The organism is Paenibacillus sp. FSL A5-0031, assembly GCF_001956295.1.
GTDB lineage: Bacteria > Bacillota > Bacilli > Paenibacillales > Paenibacillaceae > Pristimantibacillus.
The window spans coordinates 94,480-100,690 of sequence record NZ_MRTD01000025.1; the positions used below are offsets into that span (position 1 = coordinate 94,480).

Annotated in this window: 6 protein-coding genes and 1 pseudogene; 5 read left to right on the plus strand and 2 right to left on the minus strand. The window is 38.0% G+C overall.

What is annotated here, in order from left to right:
* Positions 1-32: 32 nt before the first annotated feature.
* The 3 genes from BK120_RS30360 to BK120_RS30375 all read left to right on the plus strand — a co-directional run bounded on the left by BK120_RS30360 (position 33) and on the right by BK120_RS30375 (position 3,388).
* The gene (locus tag BK120_RS30360; RefSeq protein ID WP_256711075.1) at positions 33-1,298 is read left to right on the plus strand and encodes an Nramp family divalent metal transporter; all 1,266 of its coding nucleotides are present in this window, start codon (positions 33-35) and stop codon (positions 1,296-1,298) included.
* Between the two features lie 851 nt (positions 1,299-2,149).
* Positions 2,150-2,677 carry an RNA polymerase sigma factor gene (locus tag BK120_RS30370; protein WP_372239034.1) on the plus strand — a complete coding sequence of 176 codons (528 nt, stop codon included), beginning with the start codon at positions 2,150-2,152 and terminating at the stop codon, positions 2,675-2,677.
* 60 nt (positions 2,678-2,737) lie between these two features.
* A complete protein-coding gene (locus BK120_RS30375; RefSeq protein ID WP_076271249.1) occupies positions 2,738-3,388 on the plus strand; it encodes a hypothetical protein in 651 nt (216 codons plus the stop codon).
* A gap of 177 nt (positions 3,389-3,565) precedes the next feature.
* On the opposite strand, the gene BK120_RS30380 is transcribed toward BK120_RS30375, so the two are convergent.
* Positions 3,566-4,258: a hypothetical protein gene (locus BK120_RS30380; RefSeq protein WP_076271250.1), complete on the minus strand. Its 693-nt coding sequence runs from the start codon at positions 4,256-4,258 to the stop codon at positions 3,566-3,568.
* Between the two features lie 915 nt (positions 4,259-5,173).
* Here BK120_RS30380 and BK120_RS30390 point away from each other — a divergent pair.
* Positions 5,174-5,458: a transposase gene (locus BK120_RS30390; protein ID WP_083682651.1), complete on the plus strand. Its 285-nt coding sequence runs from the start codon at positions 5,174-5,176 to the stop codon at positions 5,456-5,458.
* Entirely contained in the window at positions 5,448-5,828 is a 381-nt protein-coding gene (locus tag BK120_RS36195; protein ID WP_076271253.1) for a hypothetical protein, read from the plus strand. The genes BK120_RS30390 and BK120_RS36195 overlap by 11 nt, the downstream gene beginning before the upstream one ends.
* Here BK120_RS36195 and BK120_RS35045 read toward each other — a convergent pair.
* A pseudogene (locus tag BK120_RS35045) lies at positions 5,732-5,959 on the minus strand (recombinase family protein); the annotation flags it as partial. The gene BK120_RS36195 and the pseudogene BK120_RS35045 sit on opposite strands and share 97 nt — an antisense overlap.
* Positions 5,960-6,211: the final 252 nt, after the last annotated feature.

Below are 6,211 nucleotides of genomic sequence, written 5' to 3' on the forward strand. Positions count from 1 at the left end.
TATAAAAATAGATTGAAATGGAGATGTGTAGATTGGACAAAGAAACAAAAAAACATACAAGCTATCAGTTGTTATCAAGTCGTACTAAAAGCATCAAGAGTTTATTACCGTTCATAGGACCGGCCTTTATTGCTGGCGTAGCTTACATTGATCCTGGAAATTTTGCCACGAATATTGCTGCCGGCTCTCAATATGGGTATATGCTACTTTGGGTGGTACTTGTGTCAAATTTAATGGCCATTCTTATTCAAGCTTTATCTGCTAAATTAGGAATAGCTACGGGCAAAAACCTCCCAGAAGTATCTCGTGAGAACTTTCCTAAACCAGTTTCGTTTGGGCTTTGGGTTCAAGGAGAACTAGTCGTCATTGCCACAGACCTTGCTGAATTTATTGGGGCTGCGTTAGGCTTATATTTATTGTTTGGAATTCCATTATTACCATCTGCTATCATTGCAGCAGTAGGCTCCTTTGCCATACTTGAGTTGCAACGTAGGGGCTTTCGATCTCTAGAAGCCGGAATAATCGGGATGGTATTCATCGTGGTTATTGCATTTGGGCTACAGGTTTTATATTCGCAACCTAATCCGGGAGACATACTTAATGGACTTTTCACCCCACAATTTAAAGGAGTAGAAAGTGTGATGCTGGCTGCAGGGATTTTAGGTGCAACCGTTATGCCTCATGCAATTTATCTTCACTCTGCATTGACTCAAAAGAGAATTGTAGGGAGGACAGAAGGAGAACGAAAAAGGATATTTCGTTTTGAATTTATTGACATCTTAATTGCTATGATCATAGCAGGTGTAGTTAATGCGAGCATGCTAATTGTTGCTGCTGCCCTTTTTCATAAAAATGGAATGAATATTCAAGATTTGGATGTGGCATTTAAACAATTTGGCGAGTTAGTCGGACCATTTTCAGCTATTTTATTTGGCATTGGTTTATTAGCATCAGGTTTGGCTAGTTCTGCAGTTGGTACAATGTCCGGAGATATTATCATGCAAGGGTTTATTAAACGGCGAATCCCTCTTTATCTAAGAAGGGCAATTACCGTTATTCCACCTATCTTACTAATAGCGATAGGGGTGAATCCCACAACAGCTCTTGTTATTAGTCAAATTATCTTATCATTTGGGATTCCATTTGCTTTAATCCCCCTCATTTTATTTACAAGTAGCAAAGAGATAATGGGAAGTCTTGCGAACCATAAGATAACGAATGTGCTGGCTTGGGCAATAGCCCTCGTTATAATTGCTTTAAATATCTTTCTCTTGATCCAAACTTTTATTAGTTTGTAAATGAAGAAGTGTTTTGATTAATTCGTTCATTTTGAGTAGAATTCATGTTGTAGTCTCCTTGGTTTTTTTTGGATCCGACGCTAGTCAGATCCATTTACATCATACCAAGAAGTCTTTTTTTTCTCAAACCTCGTTTTTATCAATATAGGAATGCTGCCCGTTCGTATTATTGGTCCAATCAGATCTTTCTCCTTGAACCTCTTTTCATTTGCATAGAGGATTATGGTACCCCATTCGAATGTGCCTGCCCGTGAGTCCCGATCCCGAACGTTATATTGTTTCCCCCTCCTTCTAAAGACCATGATTGAGGCTGATTGGGACACGAGACCCCATAAAACAAGCGATGCTATGGAGCTAAAAGAAAAACCATTGTGGTCAATTACCCTCCACTGAGAACTTGATATAGCTTTGCTTTAGACACTCCATTCTGCTTGGTTATTTCATTTTTTGGTATATTTCGGCAACCAATCAGAAGTAATGCCATTTCAACTTTGATCTTATCCAATGGTGGTCTTCCGCCTTTTCTGCCTCGAGTCAGAGCGGCTTGTAATCCAGATGGAGTTTTACTGGTGTCTACCCCATGCCCATCAAACTAAGTAATTAATTCACCCCCAAAACGAAAATTTTAACTTGATGGGCATGTGGCGGGACTATTGTAATAGAAGATCATGCATTAATCTAATATACCCGACCATTTCCGGATGCTGTCCGGTGATCAGTCCATTTCATTCTGATTGGACACAAGTGGTCCGACATATGACTTTTGTGGCAGCTGCCGTACATATATTTTATTTTTGGAAAAATGGAACTTTTCAAGCTCTGCGTTGTCTATTTATATGGAGGTGAGACGGTTGACGGAGGAGTATCTTAAGCATCTCTCACAAATTGAAACATATGAAATTGAGCCACTTATCCGCAAATATTGGAAGGATGTGTGGAACTACTCGTTTGTTTTGACGCAAAAACACGATATGGCCGATGATATAACTCAGGAAACGTTCATTCGAGCTTTTCGTTCTCTTTATTCTTTCCGTGGTGAAAGTACCGTGAAAACATGGCTGCTGAAAATTGCAAGAAATATAACAATTAATTATAGACATTCGGCTTTTTTTCGCAAAATTGTCCTAATGGATCAAATAAAAAATAACCAATCAACTCCTTCTGCGGAATCGATTTATTTTGATGACCAGTTTGTGGACCGGATTTGGGAACTGGTACTCCGGCTACCGAAGAAACAACGTGAAGTGATCCTGTTAAATGCTCATTATCAAATGACACTTGAAGATATGGCGAATGTGCTTGGACTGCCGGAAGGAACGGTTAAGTCACGGCTGCATCGTGCTAGATTGAAGCTTGACGAGTGGCTGAAGGAAGAATAGCAGTATAGTGCTTACTTAATCCTGCCAATTTATCAAATGAAATTAAGGAGGTGGATTCCGTTGAATCCTAATGAACCTCAATGGTACAGACGTCTTACAGATGGTCCTTTCCGTCAGGAGCCACGACCGACAGAAATCCAATTGCAATCGATAAAGGAAGAGGTGATGAAAGTGAGAAAACAACAATGGTATTGGAAGACGTCAGTAGCAGGTTTTTTTATTGCTTTAAGCGTATTCATCTTATTTACCTGGGTAATCCCGTCAATGGAACTGACAAGTCCGGCTTCCAATCCCACAAATAACAGTAATTTTTATTCGGGTATTGAAAAAAATGATATTCCCGACATTTCTAATACCAAAAATATAGAGTTTGTTCATGAGTATAAGGGACACAGTGATAATTGGGCTGCTGTTTATATCATTTACAAAGTGAAAGATAGCAATAAACACATGAGGAAATTGTTATTAAAGTATATTGGCAAGAAACCAAACCCAATCGGTGAGTTAAGCTATGCTTATGATGCAGGGGGGGACGACGTTAGAAGTGGCACTATGTCCTTCACCGATGAACCTAAAGATGGAATTTATTATCTAGGACCATTAGCAGACAATGAGTCTGCGCCAGATAAAGATTCTATAGTGAAGTTGCTAATTAATTGGAATATGAATGAGCATTCAGAAACAATTGAACTACAACCTGAGCAGGATTAATTACGTCAAATAATCCCCACCTTAAGTTAAGGAGGGGATTTTATTTTATATTTATGACCAAGGAAGAAATGCATCTAGCTCCCGAAAATTGGTCCTAATCATGAAGAAGAGGCTACCCCTCAAGTAGTTTATCACTTTGGGGGCAGCCTCATTTCTTTATAACTAATGAGACAATAATTAATAGAGGACAATTGTTAATTCATTGTTAGTACCTAGCTTAGTATCATCGCTGAATGTTAGAACAGCCCCACCGTTAACACTTGCAAATCCACTTGTGTAATATAAAGTAGAATCATTTGCAAACAATGTGTAAACAGAACCACTTGAAGGGTTATTTATAGTAGAGTATCTGTCGACTTGTGGTGTTTGAGGATTTAAAAATCCGTGATAAAACATTTCTATCTTTGAAACATATTTGGGGTCTTGTCCGGCATCATTTATAGTTGCAGTTACCCTGTCTACTTTTGTCTTAGCATCGGAATAGTATGGAGCCGTGCCGTATATTGTATAGTACATTGTTACAACGGCACCTATATCATATTTACCATTAGACTTAGATTGGCTTCCTGGTATTGATGAAAGGGCATAGTATTTCTCAGTATAACCATCACTAAATGTTTTTTCTTGAAGCAACTGTCGAGCTTGTAGCGAGTCGGAGTTTTTACTTGGAGAAACTTTTTTTTGCTTTAATGCTAATTGAACTAATTTATCTATATTTTTTTCTTCGGGATATGTTACTACTTTTACAAGTTGTTTATCAAATGAAGCGACATTAAGAGAAGGCTGTGGTGTTGCAGATGCAGTTAAACTAAAGCTTAAAATTGAAATAATTGTCACGAATACAACAAATAGATTTTTGGTACGTTTCATTTAAAATCCTCCCTTGATAAAACATTTTATAAACAAATTTATAAGTGATGAGTGACAAAGTGATGTTCCTATCTGGTTAAAAGACAACTAGTTAGAAACTGCTGGTCTCTGTGTTTAGAATTTTCGAAACAGTATTTGAGGTTAAACGACGACAGAAAATCACTATATCAATTCCAAGAAAAAAATATGAAGCTTTTTCATTTCTGAAGAAGACCAGCAACACCTCCTATTATTTGTATTATTAAGTCATTTTTGGTTTAATTCTATAATAGCGCTTTCAATTGACGTGAACAAGTTACTTAGATATCATTTTATGAAATATTCTAGTAAATAGGATTCATTATTACATTAAAAATCTGTTGAAATATGTCGGTTCCCTGTTATGTGCCATTAAAATTGAAACTTGACGCGGCCGCAGGGTCGGGGTCTCGCCACATGCCCATCAAGCTAAGAAGAATCTATACCCAAAAATGAGAATATAAGACATCCTTTCTATATCAAGCTTAATTCCATAGAAAGGATGGTTTTCCATGAATTCTATTCCACCTTCTATCAGCGAAGAAATGCATTTACTAGCCCAACAGCTTCAACAACATTTTTCTCCTACCCAACTTGAGGATCTCGCAATAAAAGCTGGATTCGTCCAACGAAAAAGCAAATATACCGCGCAGGATTTGGTTTCCTTATGTGTCTTTTTAAATAATCATGTATCGATGAGACTCCCCTCGCACGATTATGTAGCCAACTTGATGCCTCCAATCATCTTTCGATGAGTGCAGAAGGATTGAACCAGGGGTTCAATCCTTCTGCAGTTGCCTTCCTTCAATCCCTTTTTTCAACGCTTCTCCAAGAAAAAATCTCGACTTCCTTGTCGCTGCCTTGTGAATGTAACTCCTATTTTCATCGAATCCGTTTCTGGATTCGACTGTTTTTCAACTTCCAGATCCCTATGCCGACCGTTACCAGGGTGCCGGAGGAAGTTCTCATACGGCTGGTATGAAAATTCAGCTCGAATACGAGCTAAAAACCGGAGAATTCTTACAAGTGGATGTTAGCCCCGGAAAAAACAACGACGGTTTATATGGTTCAAAACGAGCGAAAACGGTGGAAATGAACGATCTTTGTATTCGTGATTTGGGCTACTTTAGTTTAGAAGACTTTGAAGAAATAGAGCAGCGTGGAGCTTTTTATGTTTCGTAATAAAGAAGTTGAACAATTCAAAGATAGCAAGGTAAAAAAGCAATCGTTGTACAAAGAAATCGATTTGGAAGCTATTATGAATCGTCTTCAATCCGGAGAAATGGTAGAACTTCCCGAAGTGTATCTGGGTCTCTATAAAAAATTTTGCACGCGGCTTTTCATTTGCAAACTTACAGAAGAACAGACACAAAAGCGGCTCCTGATGCGTGCTAAACAGGAGAAAAAGAAAAACATAACCTATAAAGAACGAACAAAGCGTTTAAGTGACAAAAACTCGATTAACTGCTTAGTCGTTCGACCAAGGCGATCTAATTTCCAGTTTGCTAACGTATCCCCGGAACGCAAGAACTCCAAGCAGCGAGCTAACTAAGCTCGATCACTTTTCTTCCCGGAGATCTTTTCCTCGATAATGAGTTCGCATCCTGATGTCTTTAAAGAAACAATTTGTAAATTCATGGATTGATCGGCAGTCAAAACACGTGCATACCTAATTTCAGCCATTATAACCTCTCTTTTTGTCTATTAATTAAACCATGCTTTTTGATACACTAAAAAAAGACACTATAAAGCGTTTCAAAAACTGTATATTTGATTTTTGGTACGTTTCATTTTCTTATCACACATTTTGATACGGTATAATCATCGAGATCTTGATTAGTAATTGGTCTTTACATACCCTCTCCTTAGTTAATTTCAAAGTTTTGATCAACTTTATCCAGTAGCCCGTCGTTTCTTAATTCCTCTTCAGCTCTA

Bases quoted from the DNA above. Each gene is read 5' to 3' on its own strand.
- BK120_RS30380 (WP_076271250.1), bottom strand. From the start codon at position 4,258: ATGAAACGTACCAAAAATCTATTTGTTGTATTCGTGACAATTATTTCA.
- BK120_RS36195 (WP_076271253.1), top strand. From the start codon at position 5,448: ATGTTTCGTAATAAAGAAGTTGAACAATTCAAAGATAGCAAGGTAAAA.